18 protein-coding genes are annotated in these 19,680 nt (G+C 72.8%); 8 read left to right on the top strand and 10 right to left on the bottom strand.

From position 1 onward, the window contains the following. Positions 1–57 precede the first annotated feature (57 nt). Positions 58–657, bottom strand: coding sequence for a TetR/AcrR family transcriptional regulator (locus tag ACGFMP_RS06965; RefSeq protein WP_393670786.1), 600 nt, complete (start codon positions 655–657; stop codon positions 58–60). Positions 658–685: 28 nt separating this feature from the next. Beyond that, positions 686–1,576, bottom strand: coding sequence for a helix-turn-helix transcriptional regulator (locus tag ACGFMP_RS06960; RefSeq protein ID WP_393670785.1), 891 nt, complete (start codon positions 1,574–1,576; stop codon positions 686–688). Positions 1,577–1,688: 112 nt separating this feature from the next. Between ACGFMP_RS06960 and ACGFMP_RS06955 the strand changes: the two genes are divergently transcribed. Both ACGFMP_RS06955 and ACGFMP_RS06950 read left to right on the top strand, forming a co-directional pair. Beyond that, positions 1,689–3,215 (top strand): MFS transporter, encoded by a 1,527-nt coding sequence (locus ACGFMP_RS06955; protein ID WP_393671358.1) that lies wholly within the window; start codon positions 1,689–1,691, stop codon positions 3,213–3,215. 104 nt (positions 3,216–3,319) lie between these two features. Then, entirely contained in the window at positions 3,320–3,739 is a 420-nt protein-coding gene (locus ACGFMP_RS06950) for a hypothetical protein (protein WP_393670784.1), read from the top strand. Here ACGFMP_RS06950 and ACGFMP_RS06945 read toward each other — a convergent pair. Next, the gene (locus ACGFMP_RS06945; protein ID WP_393670783.1) at positions 3,709–5,091 is read right to left on the bottom strand and encodes a glycine--tRNA ligase; all 1,383 of its coding nucleotides are present in this window, start codon (positions 5,089–5,091) and stop codon (positions 3,709–3,711) included. The genes ACGFMP_RS06950 and ACGFMP_RS06945 overlap by 31 nt on opposite strands. A gap of 161 nt (positions 5,092–5,252) precedes the next feature. Between ACGFMP_RS06945 and ACGFMP_RS06940 the strand changes: the two genes are divergently transcribed. From ACGFMP_RS06940 to ACGFMP_RS06925, 4 genes are read left to right on the top strand one after another with little or no spacing between them, the layout of a single operon-like run. Next, positions 5,253–6,233 carry a metal ABC transporter substrate-binding protein gene (locus ACGFMP_RS06940; RefSeq protein WP_393670782.1) on the top strand — a complete coding sequence of 327 codons (981 nt, stop codon included), beginning with the start codon at positions 5,253–5,255 and terminating at the stop codon, positions 6,231–6,233. Then, complete coding sequence (locus tag ACGFMP_RS06935; RefSeq protein ID WP_393670781.1) at positions 6,233–6,994, top strand: metal ABC transporter ATP-binding protein; 762 nt, start codon at positions 6,233–6,235, stop codon at positions 6,992–6,994. Before ACGFMP_RS06940 ends, ACGFMP_RS06935 begins: the two co-directional genes overlap by 1 nt. Beyond that, positions 6,982–7,827: a metal ABC transporter permease gene (locus tag ACGFMP_RS06930; RefSeq protein WP_393670780.1), complete on the top strand. Its 846-nt coding sequence runs from the start codon at positions 6,982–6,984 to the stop codon at positions 7,825–7,827. Before ACGFMP_RS06935 ends, ACGFMP_RS06930 begins: the two co-directional genes overlap by 13 nt. A 22-nt stretch (positions 7,828–7,849) precedes the next feature. Then, the gene (locus ACGFMP_RS06925) at positions 7,850–8,275 is read left to right on the top strand and encodes a Fur family transcriptional regulator (protein WP_393671357.1); all 426 of its coding nucleotides are present in this window, start codon (positions 7,850–7,852) and stop codon (positions 8,273–8,275) included. A 267-nt stretch (positions 8,276–8,542) separates the two neighbouring features. Here the strand turns inward: ACGFMP_RS06925 and ACGFMP_RS06920 are convergent, their stop codons facing one another. The 7 genes from ACGFMP_RS06920 to leuA all read right to left on the bottom strand — a co-directional run bounded on the left by ACGFMP_RS06920 (position 8,543) and on the right by leuA (position 17,816). Next, a complete protein-coding gene (locus ACGFMP_RS06920; RefSeq protein ID WP_393670778.1) occupies positions 8,543–9,358 on the bottom strand; it encodes an isoprenyl transferase in 816 nt (271 codons plus the stop codon). 13 nt (positions 9,359–9,371) lie between these two features. Next, positions 9,372–10,118, bottom strand: a complete 747-nt coding sequence (recO, locus tag ACGFMP_RS06915) for a DNA repair protein RecO (protein WP_393670777.1) — start codon at positions 10,116–10,118, stop codon at positions 9,372–9,374. 59 nt (positions 10,119–10,177) lie between these two features. Continuing rightward, positions 10,178–10,873 (bottom strand): response regulator, encoded by a 696-nt coding sequence (locus tag ACGFMP_RS06910; RefSeq protein ID WP_393670776.1) that lies wholly within the window; start codon positions 10,871–10,873, stop codon positions 10,178–10,180. Further along, positions 10,870–12,768, bottom strand: coding sequence for a sensor histidine kinase (locus ACGFMP_RS06905; protein WP_393670775.1), 1,899 nt, complete (start codon positions 12,766–12,768; stop codon positions 10,870–10,872). Before ACGFMP_RS06905 ends, ACGFMP_RS06910 begins: the two co-directional genes overlap by 4 nt. Before the next feature lie 94 nt (positions 12,769–12,862). Next, entirely contained in the window at positions 12,863–14,983 is a 2,121-nt protein-coding gene (locus ACGFMP_RS06900) for an MMPL family transporter (RefSeq protein ID WP_393670774.1), read from the bottom strand. A gap of 169 nt (positions 14,984–15,152) precedes the next feature. After that, positions 15,153–15,860: a TerB family tellurite resistance protein gene (locus ACGFMP_RS06895; RefSeq protein WP_393670773.1), complete on the bottom strand. Its 708-nt coding sequence runs from the start codon at positions 15,858–15,860 to the stop codon at positions 15,153–15,155. 192 nt (positions 15,861–16,052) lie between these two features. Beyond that, on the bottom strand, positions 16,053–17,816 hold the full coding sequence (gene leuA / locus ACGFMP_RS06890; RefSeq protein WP_393670772.1) for a 2-isopropylmalate synthase: 1,764 nt from the start codon (positions 17,814–17,816) through the stop codon (positions 16,053–16,055). Positions 17,817–18,120: 304 nt separating this feature from the next. Here leuA and ACGFMP_RS06885 point away from each other — a divergent pair, with 304 nt between their 5' ends. Together ACGFMP_RS06885 and ACGFMP_RS06880 are read left to right on the top strand one after the other, a co-directional pair. After that, complete coding sequence (locus tag ACGFMP_RS06885) at positions 18,121–19,239, top strand: M4 family metallopeptidase (protein WP_393670771.1); 1,119 nt, start codon at positions 18,121–18,123, stop codon at positions 19,237–19,239. An 8-nt stretch (positions 19,240–19,247) separates the two neighbouring features. Beyond that, on the top strand, positions 19,248–19,511 hold the full coding sequence (locus ACGFMP_RS06880; protein WP_393671356.1) for a protealysin inhibitor emfourin: 264 nt from the start codon (positions 19,248–19,250) through the stop codon (positions 19,509–19,511). Positions 19,512–19,680 lie beyond the last annotated feature (169 nt).

Raw genomic sequence — 19,680 nt, 5'->3', positions numbered from 1 at the left:
GGGCCCGCCGGCCAGGGGCGGCCACGCGGGCCGGAACTGCCGGTCAGGGCCGCCCTGTCAGCCCCGCACCGCCGCGATCGCGATGTCCAGCAGCTCTTCGATGCTGCCCGTGCCGCCCGCCTCCGACCACTCGGTGATGGACACGTCGACGCAGCCGAGGACCGCCGTGGTGATGGCCGCCGCACGCAGTCCACGCGTCTCCTCCGGCCCGTCGAGCCTGGGCAGGATGCAGGGCACCAGCAACTCCCGCCACTGGGCGTGCTTCTGCTGCCTTGCCGCCCGCAGCGACGGTGTGCTGGCGAACATCCGCGCCCGGGCCAGCGCGCCGTCCCGGTCCTCGGCGATCGCGCCCAGCACCACGCCGAGCGCGCCCCGCAGCGCCTGCCACGGGTCCTCCTCCGCCGGGCGGTCCGCCACCATGCGCGCGAGCCTGGCCCCCGACTCCTGCATGCTCCCGACGACCATGTCCTCCTTGGTGTCGAAGTAACGGAAGACGCTGCGCGCGGACATGCCGACCTCGGTCGCGATCTGCTCGACCGTGGTCTCCTCGAAGCCCTGGGTGATGAACAGTGCGATCGCCTGCTCGGCGATCTGGGCACGTACGGTCTTGCGGGTCAGCTCGCGCAGACCTGAGCCCCTGGAGCGGGAGGATGTCATCCGAGCATTTTAGGCCGTGGCTCGGACATCAGGCCGCGACCGCCTGCTGCTCCGCCAGCACGATCCGGTGCAGCCGTTCCAGCCGCTCCCTCGTCACCTCGTCCACCGGCGAGTAGGTGGTCAGCCGCGGCCCGTCCTGCGGGCCGAGCCACAGGTGCGTGAAGTCGAAGGCGAGCAGGCCCACTTCGGGGTTGAGGTAGCGCTTCACGTGGCCGCCGGGCTGGAGCACCTCGTGCCGCTCCCAGGCCTGGCGGAATTCCGGCGAATTCTGCTGGAGCCGCTTGAGCAGTTCCTTCCACGCGGGCTCCGCGAGGTGCTTGGCCATCGAGGTGCGGAACTTCGCCGCCATCATCCGGGTGTTCTCCTCCCGGTCGAGCATCCGCTCCCGCCACCGCGGGTCGGTGAAGGCCAGCCACATCACATTGCGGTCCTCGACCGGCATGGCGTCCAGGTCGCAGACCAGCCGACCATAGGTGCGGTTGTACGCGATGATGTCGTAGCGGCTGTTGAAGACCGCGGCGGGCAGCGGCTCCAGTTGGTCGATCATGCCGCGGATCGCCGGGGACATGCCGGGGCAGTCCAGATGCGGATGCGGGTCGGCGGTGCCGGCCAGGGTGAAGAGGTGGCGGCGCTCGGTCTGGTCGAGCAGCAGCGCGCGGGCGATGGCGTCGGCCACCTGGCCCGACACCTGGATGTCCCTGGCCTGTTCGAGCCAGGTGTACCAGGTCACACCGACCGCGGCGAGTTGCGCGACCTCCTCGCGGCGCAGCCCCGGGGTGCGGCGCCTGCGGCCGGGCGCGAGGCCGACCTGCTCGGGCGGGATGCGCTCGCGGCGGCTGCGCAGGAAGGACGCCAGCTCCCGCCGGCGGCTCGCGGTGGACTCGGCGCCGGCCGCGGGGGATTCGCTGGGAGCGGTCATGCTCCCAGCATGCCGGATCCGGCAAACGGTTGCCAGGTGCTCGGTATACCTGGATAAACGCTCTCTGGTACCCCCTTGGGGAGAGGTCCAGTGTGTACACGTGAACGACCGAATGGACCAGACCCTTCCTTCCCGGGCGCAGGTGCTGCCCCGCGTCACCCGCATCACGGCACCTTCCCCGTCCCGCTCCGCTCCGTCGAAGTCCCCGTCCCACTCCCCGTCCCCGTCCCCCTCCCCTTCGTCGACCCCGGCCGCCGCACCGGCGCTCACCACGCTCGGCCTGCTGACCGTGCTGCTCGGGGCGGCACTTCCGATGGTGGACTTCTTCATCGTCAACGTGGCCCTGCCCACCATCGACCGCGACCTGGACGCCGGTCCCGCGGTCTTGGAGATGGTCGTCGCGGGCTACGGCGTCGCGTACGCCGTCCTGCTGGTGCTCGGTGGCCGCCTCGGCGACATGTTCGGCCGCCGCAACCTCTTCCTGTGGGGGCTCGGCCTCTTCGCCGCGACCTCCCTGGCCTGCGGCGTCGCACCCACCGCCTGGACCCTGGTCGCGGCCAGGGTCGCCCAGGGCGCGGCCTCCGCGCTGCTGCTCCCGCAGGCACTGGCCACCATCCAGGCCGCGACCTCCGGCAGCAGCCGCGGCAAGGCGCTCAGCTACTACGGCGCCACCGCAGGCATCGCCAGCGTCGTCGGGCAGGTGCTCGGCGGTGTGCTGGTCTCCGCGGACATCGCGGGCAGCGGCTGGCGGGCGATCTTCCTGGTGAACGTGCCGGTGGCGGCGCTCGCCCTGGTGCTCGCGCTCACCTCGGTACCGGAGACCCGCTCGGCGAACCCGGCGCGGATCGACCGGGCCGGCACGGTGCTGCTGGCACTGACGCTGATCGCCCTGCTGCTGCCGCTCACCGAGGGCCGGGCGGCCGGCTGGCCGGTGTGGTCGTGGGTGCTGCTCGCGGCGTCCCCGTTCGCCGCCGCGGCCTTCGTCGCCGTCGAACGGCACGGTGAGCGCACCGGCGGGAATCCGCTGCTGCCGCCGTCGCTGCTCCGCATCCACAGCGTACGCAGCGGGCTGCTGCTGATCGTGCCGTTCTGCCTGGGCTTCGGCGGCTTCATGTTCGTGCTCGCGGTCGCCATGCAGGACGGGCTGCACCTCGGTGCGCTCGCCGCCGGCGCCGCGCTGGCACCGCTGTGTGCCGCCTTCTTCGTGGCCTCGCTGCTCGGCCCGCGGATGGTGGCCCGCTTCGGCCGCCGTACCGTCACCGCGGGCTCGCTGATCCAGGCGGCCGGCCTGGTGGCTTTGGCGGCGACCTTCCTCTGGGGCTGGCCGCACGTCGGGATCCTGCTCCTCGCCCCGAGCATGGCGGTGCTCGGCTTCGGCCAGGGACTGGTGCTGCCGGTCGTCTTCCGCATCGTGCTCAGCGAGGTGCCCGCGGCGCAGGCGGGGGTGGGCAGCGGTGCGATGGCGACCACCCAGCAGTCGAGCCTGGCGCTGGGAGTCGCGACTCTGGGCACGCTCTTCTTGACGCTGTCCACGTCGGTGGGCTTCCGTGACGCCCTGGTCTGGGCGCTGCTGGCCCAACTGGTCGCGGTGGCGGCGGCCGCGGTGCTGAGCGTGCGGCTCCCGCGTGCCGTGAAGTGACGGCTCCGCCGGGCGCGCTCACGGGGGTGCGCCCGGCGGGGCGCAGGAAGATCGGACGGCGCGGGGGCGTTGGTGTCCGAGCAGGGTTCGGAAGGAGGCACGGGATGTCCGTCAGCGGTTTGCGGGCGGCCGGTCCTGGCGCACCGCCCCGGCCGAGGGAACGGCAGGGCCTCGCTTATCTGCCGCTGGCATGCGGGCTGCTGCTCCTGCCGTGGCTGGTGGTGCTGGCCGACAGCGGCACACCGCAATGGGTGGCACTCGACTCGCTGGAGGCCGTCGGCCTGGTCTCGACCGGGCTGCTCGCCCTGCGGGGACCGCACCGCGCCCTGGCGCCCGCCGCAGCGGGCACCGCGACCCTGCTCCTGCTCGACGCGTCTGTCGACCTCGCGACCTCCCACGGCGCGGCCCTGCTCGCCGCCGTGGCGATGGCCGTGCTCGCGGAGCTCCCGCTGGCGACAGCCTGCGGGAGCCTGGCCCTGCGCGGGGCGATGGCTCAGCAGCCCAGCAGCCGGCTGCCCAGGTAGGCCTCGACCTGGTCGAGCGACACCCGCTCCTGGACCATGGTGTCGCGCTCCCGCACGGTCACCGCGTTGTCGGTGAGCGTGTCGAAGTCCACCGTCACGCAGAACGGCGTGCCGATCTCGTCCTGCCGCCGGTAGCGCCGGCCGATCGCGCCGGCGTCGTCGAACTCGATGTTCCAGTTCGCCCGCAGTGCGGTGGCCAGGCCCTTGGCCTTCGGGGACAGCTCGGCGTTGCGGGACAGCGGCAGGACCGCGACCTTGACCGGGGCGAGCCGCGGGTCGAGGCGCATCACGGTCCGCTTCTCCATGGCGCCCTTGGCGTTGGGCGCCTCGTCCTCGTTGTACGCGTCGAGCATGAAGGCCAGCATGGCGCGGTTGACGCCTGCCGCCGGCTCGATCACGTAGGGGAACCAGCGCTCGCCTGCCTCCTGGTCGAAGTAGGCCAGGTCCTGGCCCGAGGCCTTGGAGTGGGCGCTGAGGTCGAAGTCGGTGCGGTTGGCGACGCCCTCGAGCTCACTGAACTCCTGGCCGCCGAAGTTGAAGCGGTACTCGATGTCGGCGGTGCGCTTCGAGTAGTGGGACAGCTTCTCCTTCGGGTGGTCGTACCAGCGGATGTTCTCCTCGCGGATGCCGAGGCCGGTGTACCAGTTCCAGCGCTCCTGCATCCAGTACTCGTGCCACTTCTCGTCCTCGCCGGGCTTGACGAAGAACTCCATCTCCATCTGCTCGAACTCGCGGGTGCGGAAGATGAAGTTGCCCGGGGTGATCTCGTTGCGGAACGACTTGCCCATCTGGGCGATGCCGAACGGCGGCTTCTTGCGCGAGGTGGTCTGCACCTGGGCGAAGTTGACGAAGATGCCCTGCGCGGTCTCGGGCCGCAGATACGCCACGGAGCCGGCGTCCTGGGTGGGGCCGAGGTGGGTCTGGAGCATGCCGGAGAACTGCTTGGGCTCGGTGAAGGCGCCCTTGGTGCCGCAGTGCGGGCAGTTGATGTCGGCCAGCCCGTTGGCCGGCGGCCGGCCGTGCTTGGCCTCGTACACCTCCTCCAGGTGGTCGGCGCGGAAGCGCTTGTGGCAGGAGGTGCACTCGGTGAGCGGGTCGGAGAACGTGGCGACGTGACCCGAGGCGACCCACACCTCGGGGGCGAGGATCACCGACGAGTCGAGGCCCACCACGTCCTCACGGGAGGTCACCATCGCGCGCCACCACTGGCGCTTGATGTTCTCCTTGAGCTCGACGCCCAGCGGCCCGTAGTCCCAGGCGGCCTTCGAGCCGCCGTAGATCTCACTGCTCGGGAAAACGAAGCCACGGCGCTTGCTCAGGCTGACGATGGTGTCGATCTTGTCGGCGGCCACGGTGCTCTCTTCAGTACGACGAAGGGGTCAGTTGTCCCAGATTACCGGCGGGGACGGGGCGCATATCAAATCCGTTCCGCCGGCGGCAAGGACACGCCCGTACCTGGCGGCCACCCCAGCGCAATTGACAATCGTTTCCATCTAAGTTGAAAATGACTGTCATGAACAACAGTCGCCGGACGATACCGGCCGCCGCACTCGCCGTCGCCGCCCTCACCCTCCCCGCCCTCACCGCCTGCTCCGGCTCCGCCGGCGCGGCCGACGACGCCAAGGCCGGCGGGAAGCTCAGGGTCACCGCGTCCTTCTATCCGCTCGAATTCCTCGCCGACCGCATCGGCGGCAGCAACGTCCAGGTCACCGACCTGACCAAGCCCGGCGTCGAACCGCACGACCTGGAGCTGGCACCGCAGCAGATCGCCGCGCTCGGCAAGGCGGACGTGATCATCTCCCTGCACGGCCTGCAGCCCGCCGTCGACGACGCCATCGGCCAGTCCGGCGTCAAGCACACCGTGGACGCCGCCAAGCTCACCGGCCTCGAGGACCACGGCACCGAGGTGGACGGCCGCCACCACACCACGGGCGACAACGGCAGCGGCGGCCAGAGCGAGGAGGACGCCGGCGCCGACCCGCACATCTGGCTCGACCCCGTCAGGTACGCCGAGGTCGCCAAGGGCGTCGGCAAGGCCCTCGCCCAGGCGGACCCGGCGCACTCGGCCGCGTACGCGAAGAACACCGACACGCTGGTCGCCCAGCTCGGCGCGCTCGACACCGCGTTCCGCGACGGCCTGAAGAACCGCGCCACCGACACCTTCATCACCACGCACGCCGCCTTCGGCTACCTCGCCGAGCGCTACGGCCTGGTCGAGGAGGCCATCAACGGCATCGACCCGGAGAGCGAGCCGAGCGCCACCCGCATGAAGGCGCTGCTCGACCTCGCCAAGCGCGAGCACGTCACCACGGTCTTCTTCGAGACGCTGGTCAGCGACAAGACCGCCAAGACCGTGGCGGGCGACCTGCACCTGCGGACCGACGTGCTCGACCCGATCGAGGGCATCACCCCGAAGTCGAAGGGCACCGACTACTTCGCGGTGCAGCGCAGCAATCTGGCGGCGCTGCAGACCGCCCTGGGGGTGCCCCGCTGATGGACACGGTGGTGAGTCTGCGCGGCGCGACGGCCTCGCTCGGCGCCCGGCAGGTGCTGCACGGCGTCGACCTGACGGTGGACCGCGGCGAGGTGGTCGCGCTGCTCGGTGCGAACGGCTCCGGCAAGTCGACGGCGGTCCGTGCGGTCGTCGGCCGGGTGCCGCTGACCGCGGGCACCCGGGAGCTGTTCGGCACCCCCGGCGACCGCTTTCGGCAGTGGGCGAGGATCGGCTACGTGCCGCAGCGCACCACCGCGGCCGGCGGGGTGCCCGCGACCGTACGCGAGGTGGTCGCCGCCGGGCGGCTGGCCAGGACCGGGCTGCGGCCGCCGGGCCGGGCCGACCGGGCGGCGGTCGCCCGCGCGATCGACCTGGTCGGCATGGCGGACCGCGCCGCCGACTCCGTCGACGCCCTGTCCGGCGGCCAGCACCAGCGGGTGCTGATCGCCCGCGCGCTCGCCACCGAGCCTGACCTGCTGATCATGGACGAGCCCATGGCGGGCGTCGACCTGCCGTCGCAGGACGTGCTCGCCGAGACCGTACGCACCCAGGTCGCGGGCGGAACCACCGTGCTGCTGGTGCTGCACGAGCTCGGCCCGCTGGCGCCGCTGATCGACCGGACGGTGCTGCTGCGGGACGGCCGCGTCGCCGACGACGGCCCGTCGGGCCCTGCCGTGCTGCCCCTGCGCGACCACGTCCACCCGCACGCCGACCCCGCGACCGCACCGGTGAAGGGACACCTCGACCGATGGATCTCCTGAACTACGCCTTCATGCAGCGCGCTCTGCTCGCCGCGGTGCTGGTCGGCATCACCGCGCCGGCCGTCGGCATCTTCCTGGTCCAGCGGCGGCAGGCGATCATGGGCGACGGCATCGGCCATGTCGCCCTCACCGGTGTGGCCCTCGGCTTCCTGCTCCAGGTCAGCCCGGTCTGGACGGCGGTGGGAGTGTCGGTCGCGGGCGCCATCGGCATGGAACTCATCCGCTCCTACGGCAAGGCCCGCGGCGACATCGCGCTCGCCATGCTCTTCTACGGCGGCATCTCCGGTGGCGTGATGATCATCTACCTGGCGCCGAACGGCTCCAACGCCAACCTCACCACGTATCTCTTCGGGTCCATCAGCACCGTCTCCCCGCAGGACATCCCGCCGATGATCGCGCTGGCCGCTTTCGTGCTGCTGGTCGTGCTCGGCCTGCGCAGGCAGCTTTTCGCCATCTGCCAGGACGAGGAGTTCGCCCACGTCGGCGGGCTGCCGGTGCGGGCGCTCAACCTGCTGCTCGCGGTCACCGCGGCCGTCACCGTGACCGTCGCCATGCGGGCGGTCGGACTGCTGCTGGTCAGCGCCCTGATGGTGATCCCGGTGGCCGCCGCCCAGCAGGTCACCCGCGGCTTCGCCTGGACGCTCGCGGTGGCTGTCGCGGTCGGCGTGACCGTCTCCCTGTCCGGCACGGTCTTCTCCTACTACGTCGATGTGCCCCCCGGGTCCAGCATCGTCCTCGCGTCGATGGCCGTGTTCCTGCTCTTCACCGCGGCGGCCGGACGGCTGCGGGCCGCGGGCTGGCACAATGGGGGCGTCAGAGCGCGCAGGCCGTGATGAGGAGGCACCGGTGACCACGATGAAGCACCCCGGGCCCTCAGGGCCGCCGGTCGCGGGCCGGGCCACCCGGCAGCGGGCCGCGGTCGCGGCGGCCCTGGAAGAGGTCGACGAATTCCGCAGCGCGCAGGATCTGCACGACATCCTCAAGCACCGGGGCGACTCGGTCGGCCTGACCACCGTCTACCGCACGCTGCAGTCCCTCGCCGACGCCGGCGAGATCGACGTGCTGCGCACCGGCGAGGGCGAGTCCGTCTACCGCCGCTGCTCCGGTGGCGGCCACCACCACCACCTCGTGTGCCGCAGCTGCGGCAAGGCCGTCGAGGTCGAGGGCCCCGCCGTGGAGAGCTGGGCCGAGGCGGTGGCCTCCGACCACGGCTTCGTGGACGTGGCCCACACGATGGAGATCTTCGGCACCTGCGCCGACTGCGCGGCCGCGCAGCGCTGACCACCTCGCCCCCACCGTCCTGACCCCGGCCGCCGGCCGCGCGCGGGTCGCCACCGGCCAGAAGGGGCTCCTCCTGCCGGAGACGGGCCACCGGCCGGTGGCGGGCCGATCGCGCCGGCCACCGGTGGTGGCGGGGTGGTCGCGCCCACCACCGGTGGTGGCGGGGTGGTCGCGCGGTTGCCCGCGCCCTGTCGGCCCCCCCTCACAGAAGGGCTGCCCCCGGCCGCCGCGGCCCGAGCCGGTGGACCTTCCCGGTCACGGCACCAGCTAGAGGGCGGCATCCTCGTTGGGGAGGGCGCCGCCGAAACGACGGTCGCGGCGGGCGAATTCGTGGCAGGCCCGCCACAGGTCGCGCCGGTCGAAGTCCGGCCACAGGACGTCCTGGAAGACCATCTCCGCGTAGCTGCTCTGCCACAGCAGGTAGTTGGACGTGCGCTGCTCGCCGCTCGGGCGGAGGAAGAGGTCGACGTCCGGCATGTCCGGGTAGTAGAGGTATTTGGCGAAGGTCTTCTCGTTGACCTTCGACGGGTCGAGCCGCCCCTCGGCCACGTCCCGCGCCAGCGCCTGGGCGGCGTCGGCGATCTCCGCACGGCCGCCGTAGTTCACGCAGAAATACAGCGTCATCGCGTCGTTGTCGACGGTCTGCTCCTGGGCCACCTGGAGCTCCTGGACCACCGACTTCCACATCTTCGGCATCCGCCCGACCCACCGGATGCGGATGCCCAGCTCGTCCATCTCGTCACGGCGCCGGCGGATCACGTCCCGGTTGAAGTTCATCAGGAAGCGCACCTCGTCGGGCGAGCGCTTCCAGTTCTCGGTGGAGAAGGCGTAGAGCGACAGGTTCTTGACGCCGATCTCCAGGCAGCCCTTGAGCACGTCGAGGACGACGCCCTCGCCGACCTTGTGGCCCTCGGTGCGCGGCAGCCCGCGCTCCTTCGCCCAGCGGCCGTTGCCGTCCATGATCACGGCGACGTGCTTGGGCACCAGCTCCGCCGGGAGCTTCGGCGGCTGGGCACCCGAGGGGTGCGGATCGGGCGTCCGGTAAGAGGTCCGGTTCCGGCCCAGAATCCCGCGACGTGCCATGGTCGTACTTCTCCTACTTCTCGACGAACCGCAGGGAGCGCAGGCCGCGCTCCAGGTGCCACTGGAGATACGCCGCGACCAGCCCGCTGCCCTCACGGCAGTGCCGCGGCTCGCAGGCGTCCGCGGTCTCCCAGTCGCCGCCGAGCAGCGCACCCAGGAGATCCAGTGCCTCCCGTGAGGGTACGACGCTTCCCGGTACGCGGCACTCGCCGCATACGACTCCTCCCGCGCCGACCGAGAAGAACCGGTTCGGCCCGGTCATCCCGCACTTCGCGCAGTCGTCGAAACTCGGCGCGTAGCCGTTGACCGCAAGCGAGCGCAGCAGGAAGGCGTCCAGCACCAGCCGCGGGTCGTGGTCGCCGGCGGCGAGCGTGCGCAGGGCGCCGACCAGCAGCAGATACTGCTGCACCGCGGGCTCGCCCTCGTGGTCGGTGAAGCGCTCGGCGGTCTCCAGCATCGCGGTGCCCGCGGTGTAGCGGTCGTAGTCGGCGACGATGGGACTGCCGTAGGGCGCGATCGTCTCGCTCTGGGTGCACAGCGGCAGCCCGCGGCCGACCAGCTCGCCACCGCGGACGAAGAACTGCACGTCGACGTGGGTGAAGGGCTCCAGGCGTGCACCGAACTTCGACTTCGTCCGCCGCACCCCCCTGGCCACCGCGCGGACCCTGCCGTGCCGCCGGGTGAGCAGGGTGATGATCCGGTCCGCCTCACCGAGCTTCTGGGTGCGCAGCACGATGCCGTCGTCGCGGAACAGACTCATGCGGCCCATTCTCGCCTACCCCGGTGCCCCCGGGGGCGCGGCCCGTGACTCCGCCCCGCTCAGCGCTCGGCGCCGGGTGCCACCAGGCCCGACTCGTAGGCCGCGATGACCAGTTGGGCGCGGTCCCTGGCGCCGAGCTTGCCCATGATCCGGCTGACGTGGGTCTTCGCGGTGAGCGGGCTCAGGCCCAGCGCCTCGCCGGCCTCCGTGTTGTTCAACCCGCGGGCCACCAGCGTCAGCACCTCGCGTTCCCGGTCCGACAGGCAGGCCAGCCGGCCCGGCCCAGGGGACGTGGTGGCCGGCGGCCGGTCGGGCAGCCGCAGCACCCGGGCGATCAGCCGGGCCGTCGGGCCGGGCGACAGCAGCGAGTCGCCGGCCGCGACCGTGCGGATCGCGTCCAGCAGCTCCGCGGGCCTGGTGTCCTTGACCATGAAGCCGGAGGCGCCGGCGCGCAGCGCCGCCACCACGTGCTCGTCGTCGTCGTACGTCGTCAGCACCAGGATGCGCACCCCTGCGAGGTCGTCGTCCGCGGCGATCCGCCGGGTGGCCTCGATGCCGTCGAGCTCCGGCATCCGGATGTCCATCACGATGACGTCGGCCCTGGCGCTGCGGGCCCGTTCCACCGCCTCCAGGCCGTTGGCCGCCTGGCCCACCACCGCCATGTCGCGGGCGGACTCGACCAGCATCGCGAAGGCGGCGCGGACCAGCGTCTGGTCGTCGGCGAGCAGCACCCGGATCGGCTCGGGTGTGGTCATGTGCGGTCTCCCTGGGGGTCGGCGCTGGGCACGGGGTCGGGACGGTCGGCGCCGGCGGCGCGGACCGTACGGTCGGCGGCCGCAGCGGTACGGGCGGCGTCGGCTCGGGCGAGGCGCTCGGCCGGGGCCGCGGCGGGGGCGGTGCGGTCGGCGGCGGTGCGGTCAGCGGCGGGGGCCGCGGCGGTGCGGTCGGCCGGGGCGGGGGCGGCGGGGCCGGCCGGGGCCGCGGCGGGGGCGGTGCGGTCGGCGGCGGTGCGGTCAGCGGCGGGGGCCGCGGTGGTGCGGTCGGCCGGGGCGAGGGCGGCCGGGATGCGGTCGGCCGGGGCTGCGGTGCGGTCGGCGGCGGTGCGGTCAGCGGCGGGGGCCGCGGCGGTGCGGTCGGCCGGGGCGAGGGCGGCCGGGATGCGGTCGGCCGGGGCTGCGGCGGGGGCGGTGCGGTCGGCGGCGGTGCGGTCAGCGGCGGGGGCCGCGGCGGTGCGGTCGGCCGGGGCGAGGGCGGCCGGGATGCGGTCGGCCGGGGCGGCGGTGCGGTCAGCGGCGGTGCGGTCAGCGGCAGGGGCCGCGGCGGTGCGGTCGGCCGGGGCGGGGGCGGCGGGGCCGGCCGGGGCGGCGGGGTGGGCAGTGCGGTCGGCGCCGACGCCGGTGCGAGCGGGGTCGGTGGCGGACCGGGCGGCAGCGTCGCGGTCGCTCGGGTCGGAGGCGCAGGGCAGGACGGCGGTGACCGAGAAGCCCGCCTTGCCGTCCGTCCGCGGCCCCGCCGCGAAGGTCCCCCCGACGCTCCTGGCCCGCTCCCGCATCCCGACGATCCCGAAGCCCTCGGGCCGGTCGGCGGCGGGCGGCTTGACCGCTTCCGGCCCCTCGTCCTCGACGCACACGTGCAGGGCGACGCCTCTGTGCCCGACCGCCACCCGCACCCGCGGGTCGGGGGCGCCGGTGTGCCGTACCGCGTTGGTCAGCGACTCCTGGACGATGCGGTAAGCCGCCGCGCCCACCGCGGCCGGCACCGGCTCGCCGTCCGTGTCCAGGACCAGCGTGACCCTGGCGCCCGCCGCCTCCGCCGCCCTGGCCAGGGCCGGGATGCCCGCCAGGTCGGGCAGCGGCCCGTCGCTGTCGGCGCGCAGCACCCGCAGGGTGGTGCGCAGCTCGGAACGCGCCTCCCGGCAGGTCTCCGCGATGTTGTCCAGCGCGCCGGCCACCGCGGTCCGGTCGAGCCGTTCGGGGTCCGCGAGCAGGATGTGCGCGGCCACCGAGGTCTGCACACCGATCAGCGTGATGCTGTGCGCCAGCAGGTCGTGGAGGTCTCGGGCTATCCGCAGCCGCTCCTCCGCGACCCGGCGCGCCGCCTCCTCCTCCCGGGTCCGCTCGGCCCGCTCGGCACGCTCCATGATCGCGGCGATGTAGTTGCGGTGCATCCGTACGAGCTCGCCTGCCACCGCGACCGCCACCACCCAGCCGGCGCCCTGGAGTATCGGGGTGCCGGAGGTGGGCTTGCCGATGGCCGACATCACGACGGCCATGGTGCCCACCATGGTCGGCACCACCAGGAAGGTCCTGATCGGCGGGCCCGCCACGGCCAGGGAGTACAGCGCGATCATGCTGGACAGCACCGGGGCATCCTGGATGTTCTCCAGGTAGTGGTAGGGCGCCACGACCGCGATCATGGCCAGCACGCACCACATGGGGGCCCGGCGGCGCCATGTCAGCACCGCTGCGCTGGACGCCAGCCAGATCCATCCGGCCGCGTCGGGGCGGTGGCTCCGTGCCGCTTCCGGCAGCGTCAGGGCCAAGGTGGCCTGGACCGCGAAGACCGCTGCGGCCAGGGCCACGTCCTGGTACGTGACCCGCGGGGCTTCGGTCTCGGCCGCTGCGCGGCCGGGCGGTGGTCGTCTGCGCACGGCTCCATCTTCCGGGACAGGGGTGCCTCTGCGTGAGGTGATGCCGCACAGGGGCACGCGGGTCGGTCCCCCGCGTGCCCCAGGGCGACAGGCCCTAGGCGGCGCCCACCGCTGCGGGGGCCGGGGTGCCCTCCTGCGGGGTCGGGGTGGCGGGGCCGGGGCTGCCCGGGTACCAGACGCGCTCGCCCAGCAGCGTCGTGGCCGCCGGGACCAGGAAGGTGCGGACGACGAAGGTGTCGAGCAGCACACCCAGGGCGATGACCAGGCCCATCTCGACCATCATCACCAGCGGGAGCGACGCCAGGACCGTGAAGGTCGCCGCGAGGACGATGCCGGCGGAGGCGATCACGCCGCCGGTCGACTCCAGCGCGGCCACCGTCGAGCGGCGCGGGCCCGCACCGGCGCGGGCCTCCTCCCGCATCCGGTGCATCAGGAAGATGCCGTAGTCGACACCGAGTGCGACCAGGAAGACGAAGCTGAGCAGCGGCAGCCCGGGGTCGATCCCGTGGAAGCCGAGGACGGGGCCGAAGATGAGCCCGCCTATGCCGAGGGCGGCGGCCCAGACCCCGACCATCGCGGCGGTGAGCAGCAGCGGTGCCACCAGGCTGCGCAGCAGTGCGGCGAGCAGCAGGAAGACGGCAGCCAGCACCAGCGGGATGACCAGGCGGCTGTCCCGCGAGGACGTGTCGGCGGTGTCGATCCGCTGGGCGCTGGCCCCGCCGACCAGGCCGTGGTCAGGGGCGGTGACGACCCGCAGCCGCTTGATCGTGTCCTTTTCCGCCGCGGTGTCGGGCGCCGCGGCCGGGTAGGCGGAGATCTCGGTCCAGCCGCCGCCCGACCGTCCGGCTGCGGCGCCCGCGACCCCTCTGGTGCTGCTGACCGCGACCTGCGCGGCGTCCGCGCGGGCGGTCGGCACGGCTATGACGATCGCCTGGGTGCTGCGCTCGGGGAAGGCCCGGTGCAGGATGTGGTCGGCGGTGACGGACTCGGGCGTACTCGTGAAGGTGTCGTCCTGGTGCAGGGCTCCGGGCAGATTGCCGATGCCCAGGGCGAGGGCGCCGACGGCGACCGCGGAGGCGGCGAGCACGGCCACCGGGCGGCGCACCACGAACGCGCCGATCCTGCGGTAGACGCCGCGGCCGGCCCTGGACTCGCTGCCGTGGGCCGGGATCAGCGGCCAGAAGACCCGGCGGCCGAGCAGCACCAGCACGGCGGGCAGCAGCGTCGTCATGGCGGCCAGCGAGCACACGATGCCGATCGCGCCGACCGGGCCGAGACCGCGGCTGCTGTTGAGGTCGGCGGCGAGCAGGCAGAGCAGTCCCGCGACGACGGTGGCGGCCGAGGTGAGCACGGCGGGGCCGACGCCGCGCAGGGCGGCGCGCATCGCCTCGTACGGCTCGGGGACGCGGCGCAGCTCGTCCCGGTAGCGGGAGATCAGCAGCAGCGCGTAGTCCGTGCCCGCGCCGAAGATCAGCACGGTCATCACCGAGGAGCTCATGTCGGACACGGTCAGCCCGAAGACCCGCACCATGCCGTAGACCAGGGCCATCGCGGTGCCGGCGGCGACGCCGACGACGGCCAGTGGCACCAGCCACAGGAAGGGGCTGCGGTAGGTGAGGATGAGCAGCAGGGCGACGATGCCGGCGGTGGACATCAGCAGGGTGCCGTCGATGCTGGCGAAGACCTCCTTGGCGTCGCCCTGTGCGGCGCCCGGCCCTCCGACGTCGATCGTCAGCCCGGCGGGCCGGTCGGCGGCGAGCCGGTCGCGTACGGCCTTGACGACGTCCTCCGGCTTGCCCGCGCTCTCGGCGACGGACACCGGCACGATCAGGGTGCGGCCGTCCTTCGAGGCGACCGCGGCGGGCTTGGCGCCCGCCAGCGGGTAGGCCTTCTCCAGTGCCGCGGTCTGCCGGTCGGCTGCCGCCCTGTCGGCGGCGGTGAGGCCGCCCGCCCGGTCGTAGACCAGCACCATGTCGGTGGCGCTGCCGCCGGACATGTCCTTCTGGATCTTGGCGACCTGGGTGGATTGCGCGCTTGCCGGAAGGTAGTCGACGGCGTCGTCGTGCTTGACGCCGTCGAGCTTGCCCGCGAAGACCGCGGAGACGGCGAGGACCACGATCCACAGCCCGATCATCGCCCAGGGCAGCCTGCGCCGTCCGGTGCCCGCTCTCGTGCTCGCGGTGTCGCTGCCTGGGGTGGTGCCGGTCGGCCTCATCGGGGTCCCCCCTCGGGATTCGCTGATGTCACTCCACCAGCGTCCCGGGGCGGGAGGCGCGAATCGTCGGGCTCACGGCCGAACCGTGCCCTACTCCGTGGGACTGCCGCGGCCCCCCGCTACTCCCCCCGGAGTATCCGCGGGGAGTGCCGTCGGCGAGGCCGCCGGGTCAGCTCGTGGTGGCCGCGGCGGCCGCGAGCAGCCGGTCGATGTCGTCGGTGTGCAGCGACAGGCAGCGGCCGACCGCTTCGAGCACCTCGCGCTCGGCCGGCAGGTAGGGGCCGTCGGCGAGCGCGATGTGGGCGCCCTGGAGCAGCACCCGCTCGCGGCCCTGCTGGGCGAGGTGGTCGGCGAGGGGTTCCAGTGCCTCGTGCAGCTCGATCGACAGCCAGCTGCCGCAGCCGTCCACGCAGTCCGCGAAGGAGTGGTGGCCGAGCTCCTGTGAGGCGGTGTAGCGGCCCTCGTCGGCGACGATCGCGGCGAGCAGGCCGAGCAGCTGGTCCTCCGTGCAGTCGCTGAAGCCGGCCGAGCGGACCGCGCCGACTGCGGCCTCGCGGGCCGGGCGCCCGCTGGAGCCGCCCGCGGTGAGCACGGCGAGGGCGATGGTGTGGACGGCGTCGCGCAGCATCGCGGAGAAGCGGGTGGTGGTCGGGCAGAGCAGTACCTGCGAGTCGTACTGGCGGTGGCAGGCGGCGCACTCGATCACCGAGCCCGCGGTTCCGCGGTTGAGCAGCGGCACGTTGAGCACGGTGAGCCTGCGGGTGCCCGTTCTCCGGTGGTAGCTGCGGTCGCCGCCGCAGTCGGGGCAGAAGAACTCACCGTCGTCCTCGGTGTGCCAGGCCGTTCGCACACCCCAGATCCACAGCCCCAGCTTCATCACGCTGCACCCTCCGGCCGTCTTCGTCCCGGTACGTACCCGCATCGGCCCGTACGCGCGCGAAGACGCCCCGGCAACGGTGCCGTACGCCGTGATGTTAGCCACATCAGAGAGGCCCAGTCAGTACCGCGTACGGGGGCAATTCCGCACCGCCCCCGTACGCCTGGGGTGATTCGTACTGGTTTGCCCCGCTCAGCGGTCGGCGCGGTTCACTGCCGAGACGACAGCCTGGAGTGCGGCGCGGGTGGTGTTGGGGTCGATGCCGATGCCCCACAGCACGCGGCCGCCGATGGCGCACTCGATGTACGAGGCGGCCTGCGCCGAGGCGCCCTCGCTCATGGTGTGCTCGCTGTAGTCCAGCAGCCTCGCGTCCACGCCGGCCTTGGCCAGCGCGTCGAAGAAGGCCGAGATCGGGCCGTTGCCGCTGCCGCTCAGCACCGTCTCGACGCCGTCCACGACAGCTTCCACCGTGAGGGCGTCGGTGCCGTCGCTCGACGTTGACGCCTGGGCCGAGCGCAGGGCGATCCGGCCCCAGGGGTTGTCGGGGGTCGGCAGGTACTCGTCCTGGAAGACCGACCAGATCTGGGCCGGTGTGACCTCGCCTCCCTCGGCGTCGGTCTTGGTCTGGATGATCTTCGAGAACTCGATCTGCATCCGGCGCGGCAGGTCCAGCTTGTGCCCGTTCTTCAGCACGTAGGCCACGCCGCCCTTGCCGGACTGCGAGTTCACCCGGATCACGGCCTCGTAGGAGCGGCCGACGTCCTTGGGGTCGATGGGCAGGTAGGGCACCGCCCACTCGATGTCGTCCACGGTCTTGCCCGCGGCGGCGGCGGTGGCCTCCATCGCCTCGAAGCCCTTCTTGATGGCGTCCTGGTGGGAGCCGGAGAAGGAGGTGTAGACCAGATCGCCCGCGTAAGGGTGGCGCGGGTGGATCTCCATCTGGTTGCAGTACTCGGCGGTGCGGCGGATCTCGTCGATCTGCGAGAAGTCGATCTGCGGGTCGACGCCCTGGCTGAACAGGTTCATGCCCAGCGTGACCAGGTCCACGTTGCCGGTGCGCTCGCCCTGCCCGAACAGGCAGCCCTCGATCCGGTCGGCGCCTGCCATCAGCGCCAGCTCGGCCGCGGCCACCGCGGTGCCGCGGTCGTTGTGCGGGTGCACCGACAGGCAGACGTACTCGCGCCGCGACAGGTTCCGCGACATCCACTCGAAGCGGTCGGCGTGCGTCGACGGGGTGGAGCGCTCGACGGTCGCGGGCAGGTTGAGGATGATCTCGCGGCCCTCCTCGGGCTGCCAGACGTCCATCACGCCCTCGCAGACCTCCAGCGCGAAGTCCAGCTCGGTGTCGGTGAAGATCTCCGGGCTGTACTGGTAGCCGAAGACCGTCTCGTCGCCCAGCAGCTTGTCCGCGTACTCCATCACCAGCCGGGTGCCGTCGACCGCGATCTGCCGGACCTCGTCACGGGTGCCGCGGAAGACCACGCGGCGGAAGACCGGCGCGGTGGCGTTGTAGAGGTGCACGGTGGCCCGGGGAGCGCCGCGCAGCGCCTCGACGGTGCGCTCGATCAGCTCCTCGCGGGCCTGCGTCAGGACGGAGATCGTCACGTCCTGCGGGATCGCGCCCTGCTCGATGATGGAGCGCACGAAGTCGAAGTCGGTCTGGCCCGAGGCCGGGAAGCCGACCTCGATCTCCTTGTAGCCCATCCTGACCAGCAGGTCGAACATCTCCCGCTTGCGGGCGGGGGACATCGGGTCGATCAGCGCCTGGTTGCCGTCCCGCAGGTCGGTGGACAGCCAGCGCGGTGCCTTGGTGACCCGGGCGTCGGGCCAGGTGCGGTCGGGGATGTCCACCTGCTCGTACCGGCCGTACTTGTGGACCGGCATCGCGGTGGCGCGCTGGGTGACCGTCGCGGCGGTGATGGGCGTGGCGCGGCCGACACTGTTGGGGCTGGTCATGGGGGCTCTGGCTCCTCGGGAGTCCGTTCGGGGAACGGCCGACGGCTGGAAACGCCGAACTCCGCGGGGAGGGGGTCGGCCTACGACTACAGACCCTCGCCGCGGCAGCTAAGGAGAAGCAGCCCGAAACGCATGATGCCAAGACCATAGCCGAGGGCGGCGGAATCACGTAGCCGGTGCGTAGTCCCTCTCAGTATGCAAGATGTACGGTTCTGTCCACCAGAATCCTGATCCTTCCCTCCTTCTCGTCAATTCCGGTGCCGACCTGGTGACACTGTGTGTCTGCCGTGCCACAGTGCGTGGCATGGACTCGACTGCCTCGACCCCCGTCTTCTGCACCATCGTCCCGCCGCACGTCCTGGACCGGCTGGCCAGGACCGACGACGCCGCGGTGTCCGCCGCCGCCCGCCACACCCTGGAACACGACGCCCGCGAGCGCACCCGGCGCACGCTGAACAGCCTTCTCGGTCCGACGGGACCGACCGCCGACGCCGACGCCGCCGCCCCCGACCACCCGCAGCGCACGATCTACGACGCGGGCCACCACGACGCACTGCCCGGCCACAAGGTGCGCGCCGAGGGCGCGCAGCCGACCAAGGACGCCAGCGCCAACCGCGCCTACGACGGGCTCGGTGCCACCTTCGAGACCTACCTGCGGGCCTACGGGCGGCACTCCATCGACGGCGCGGGCCTGCCGCTGAAGGCGTCCGTGCACTACCTCAAGGGCTACAACAACGCCTTCTGGAACGGCGAGCAGATGGTCTTCGGGGACGGCGACGGCCGGATCTTCCTGGACTTCACCATCCCGCTCGACGTGATCGGCCACGAGCTGACGCACGGGGTCACGCAGTACACCGCCAACCTCGACTACCAGGGGCAGTCCGGGGCGCTCAACGAGTCGGTCTCCGACGTCTTCGGCAGCCTGATCAAGCAGTACACCCTCGGCCAGACCGCCGACCGGGCCGACTGGCTGATCGGCGCCGGCCTGCTCGCCCCCGGCATCCACGGCGCCGCGCTGCGCTCCATGAAGGCACCGGGCACCGCCTACGACGACCCGCGACTCGGCAAGGACCCGCAGCCGGCCTCGATGTCCGGCTACGTCAAGACCAGCCAGGACAACGGCGGCGTCCACCTCAACTCCGGCATCCCCAACCGGGCCTTCTACCTCGCCGCCACCGCGATCGGCGGCCACGCGTGGGAGAAGGCCGGGCAGATCTGGTACGACACCCTCACCGGCGGCCGCCTGTCCTCGCGGGCGCAGTTCGCGGACTTCGCGGCGGCCACCGTCGCTGCGGCCGTGGCCCGCTACGGTGAAGGGGAGCAGAGCCAGGCGGTGCGCGCCGCCTGGACGGAGGTCGGCGTGACCCCGGCGGCCGGCGCCGAAGTCCCCCGCCAGCAGCCGGGCCAGCCACAGGAGGTGTGAGCAGCCCCATGCGTATCGAGGTGACCCGCTCGGGCGGCTTCGCGGGCCTGACCAGGCATGCCGCCCTGGACACCGGCGACCGCCCCGACGCGGGCCGCCTCCACGCGCTGGCCGAGGCCGCCCTGGCGCCCTCCGGCGCCAACCGCGGCCCGTATCCGGACGGCTACTCGTACACGATCACCGCGGACGGGGGCACCGTCCACTGCGCCGACGGCGACCTCACACCGGCCCAGCGGGAACTGATCGCGGAGGTGCTGGGCGAGGGCGCGTAGGCCGAGCCCGCGCGCCTGATCCGGGCACCTGCGGGCCCTGGTCCGGTTGCGGGGACGCCGAAGGGGGGGGGGGGGGGGGGGGGGGCCCCCCCCCCCCCGGGGGGCCCCCCCCGGGGGGGGGGGGGGGGCCCCCCCCCGCCCCGCGGGGGGCGGGGGCCACGCGGGAGGC

Origin of the sequence: Streptomyces sp. NPDC049040 (genome assembly GCF_043197715.1) — a bacterium.
GTDB lineage: Bacteria > Actinomycetota > Actinomycetes > Streptomycetales > Streptomycetaceae > Actinacidiphila.
Note: the sequence above shows the minus strand (reverse complement) of the source record. Positions and strands in the feature narration are given on the sequence as shown.

Bases quoted from the DNA above. Each gene is read 5' to 3' on its own strand.
- ACGFMP_RS06965 (WP_393670786.1), bottom strand. From the start codon at position 657: ATGACATCCTCCCGCTCCAGGGGCTCAGGTCTGCGCGAGCTGACCCGC.
- ACGFMP_RS06960 (WP_393670785.1), bottom strand. From the start codon at position 1,576: ATGACCGCTCCCAGCGAATCCCCCGCGGCCGGCGCCGAGTCCACCGCG.
- ACGFMP_RS06955 (WP_393671358.1), top strand. From the start codon at position 1,689: ATGGACCAGACCCTTCCTTCCCGGGCGCAGGTGCTGCCCCGCGTCACC.
- ACGFMP_RS06950 (WP_393670784.1), top strand. From the start codon at position 3,320: ATGTCCGTCAGCGGTTTGCGGGCGGCCGGTCCTGGCGCACCGCCCCGG.
- ACGFMP_RS06940 (WP_393670782.1), top strand. From the start codon at position 5,253: ATGAACAACAGTCGCCGGACGATACCGGCCGCCGCACTCGCCGTCGCC.
- ACGFMP_RS06935 (WP_393670781.1), top strand. From the start codon at position 6,233: ATGGACACGGTGGTGAGTCTGCGCGGCGCGACGGCCTCGCTCGGCGCC.
- ACGFMP_RS06930 (WP_393670780.1), top strand. From the start codon at position 6,982: ATGGATCTCCTGAACTACGCCTTCATGCAGCGCGCTCTGCTCGCCGCG.
- ACGFMP_RS06925 (WP_393671357.1), top strand. From the start codon at position 7,850: ATGAAGCACCCCGGGCCCTCAGGGCCGCCGGTCGCGGGCCGGGCCACC.
- ACGFMP_RS06920 (WP_393670778.1), bottom strand. From the start codon at position 9,358: ATGGCACGTCGCGGGATTCTGGGCCGGAACCGGACCTCTTACCGGACG.
- recO (WP_393670777.1), bottom strand. From the start codon at position 10,118: ATGAGTCTGTTCCGCGACGACGGCATCGTGCTGCGCACCCAGAAGCTC.
- ACGFMP_RS06910 (WP_393670776.1), bottom strand. From the start codon at position 10,873: ATGACCACACCCGAGCCGATCCGGGTGCTGCTCGCCGACGACCAGACG.
- ACGFMP_RS06900 (WP_393670774.1), bottom strand. From the start codon at position 14,983: ATGAGGCCGACCGGCACCACCCCAGGCAGCGACACCGCGAGCACGAGA.
- ACGFMP_RS06895 (WP_393670773.1), bottom strand. From the start codon at position 15,860: ATGAAGCTGGGGCTGTGGATCTGGGGTGTGCGAACGGCCTGGCACACC.
- leuA (WP_393670772.1), bottom strand. From the start codon at position 17,816: ATGACCAGCCCCAACAGTGTCGGCCGCGCCACGCCCATCACCGCCGCG.
- ACGFMP_RS06885 (WP_393670771.1), top strand. From the start codon at position 18,121: ATGGACTCGACTGCCTCGACCCCCGTCTTCTGCACCATCGTCCCGCCG.
- ACGFMP_RS06880 (WP_393671356.1), top strand. From the start codon at position 19,248: ATGCGTATCGAGGTGACCCGCTCGGGCGGCTTCGCGGGCCTGACCAGG.